This is a genomic window from Pseudomonas avellanae BPIC 631 (assembly GCF_000444135.1).
Lineage (GTDB): Bacteria > Pseudomonadota > Gammaproteobacteria > Pseudomonadales > Pseudomonadaceae > Aquipseudomonas > Aquipseudomonas avellanae.
On record NZ_ATDK01000147.1, the window covers coordinates 1 to 1,536 of the forward strand.

Genomic DNA, 1,536 nt, shown 5'->3' on the forward strand with positions numbered 1-1,536 from the left:
CTGCGGCCTCGCGTTTGAATTCAATGGAAAAGGTACGGCGTTGTTTGGTCATCAGACACCTCTATATCTGGCGATATTCTCGCCTAAATGAGTGTCCGGAATCATTAGACCACTACACTTTGACGATTGGCGGGTGCGGGAGACGAAAACCCTCAAGGCTCTGCAGCCGAGTTTCCATCCCAAGCAACTGATTTATCAGGTTGCTGAAAGCCTGCTGCAGCACTACCAGGAGCAGCCGTTGATCGACGCTTATGACGTTTACCAACACCTGATGGATTACTGGGCCAGTGTGATGCAGGACGACGCTTACCTGATCGCTGCCGACGGTTGGAAAGCCGAAACTTACCGCATCCTAGAGAAGGACAAGAAGGGCAAGGAAAAGGACAAAGGCTGGGCCTGTGACCTGCTACCAAAATCCCTGATCGTAGCCCGCTACTTCGGAGCCGAACAGGCGAAGATTGACCAGGCTAGCTCTGACCTGGGAGTGACTAGTGTCACTTTGGCCGAGCTGGAGGAAGAACACAGCGGCGAAGACGGGGTGTTCGCCGATCTCGATAAGATCAGTGCACCCACAGTTAAAGAACGCATTAAAGACGTCGGCAAGGAGGCGGCCGAGGAGCTGGCTGTGCTCAAGCAATGGCAGGCGCTGGCCGCCCAAGAAGCTGCGCTGAAAAAGCAGCTAAAGGAGCTGGAGGCTGATTTGGACGAAAAGGCGTATACCAAGTATCCGCAACTGACCGAAGTGGAAATCAAGCAATTGACCGTGGATGACAAATGGCTTGGTACCTTGAAGGCCGCCATCAGCTGTGAGATGGATCGTGTCAGTCAGACACTGACCCAGCGCGTGAAGCAATTAGCTGAGCGTTATGAAACCCCGTTGCCGCAATTAACAAGTTGCGTTAGCGAACTGGAAGCCAAGGTGGCCGAGCATCTGCAGAAGATGGGGTTTGTATGGAGCTGAATCCGGGGTACAAGCAGACTGAAGTTGGGAGGGGTCCGGAAAGTTGGTCTGTAAAAGAGTTAGGCGACTTTGCTCCTTTCATAACCAGCGGCTCGCGGGGTTGGGCTAATTACTATTCGGAGTTTGGTGAGGTTTTCTTACGAATTACAAATCTTTCGAGAAATTGGCTGTATCCACAGCTGGATGATTTAAGGTTTGTTTCACTTCCCAAAGGTGATTCCGAGGGCGCCCGCACTCAATTGAAAAATGGTGATTTACTAATTTCAATTACTGCAGATATTGGGGTTGTTGGTTATGTCGATGCCAAAGTCCCAAAGCCAGCTTATATTAATCAACATATTGCATTGGTCAGGCTTGATCCTTCCACTGTTAACTCTCTGTACACAAGTTATTTTCTCGCGTCAGCGAATGGCCAGGCGCTCTTTCGAGCATTGACGGATTCCGGCGCCAAGGCCGGGATGAACTTATCAACGGCGGTTTCAGAGGCTGAGTGCAACACCCGGCTATTGAGTTAGGGATGGACTCTCATGATGCTTGGACATCATTTCCGTCATCATTTCGATAGGGCATCTGTA

2 protein-coding genes are annotated in these 1,536 nt (G+C 50.8%); both read left to right on the top strand.

Features of this window, described 5'->3' with window-relative positions; genetic code table 11:
• Nucleotides 1-133 precede the first annotated feature (133 nt).
• Entirely contained in the window at nucleotides 134-961 is an 828-nt protein-coding gene (locus DW49_RS0107540; RefSeq protein WP_005622487.1) for a hypothetical protein, read from the top strand.
• Nucleotides 952-1,476, top strand: a complete 525-nt coding sequence (locus DW49_RS1000000131855; RefSeq protein WP_122349228.1) for a restriction endonuclease subunit S domain-containing protein — start codon at nucleotides 952-954, stop codon at nucleotides 1,474-1,476. Before DW49_RS0107540 ends, DW49_RS1000000131855 begins: the two co-directional genes overlap by 10 nt.
• Nucleotides 1,477-1,536: the final 60 nt, after the last annotated feature.

Excerpts from the sequence above, each read along its gene's own strand:
- DW49_RS1000000131855 (WP_122349228.1), top strand. The coding sequence starts at position 952 with ATGGAGCTGAATCCGGGGTACAAGCAGACTGAAGTTGGGAGGGGTCCG.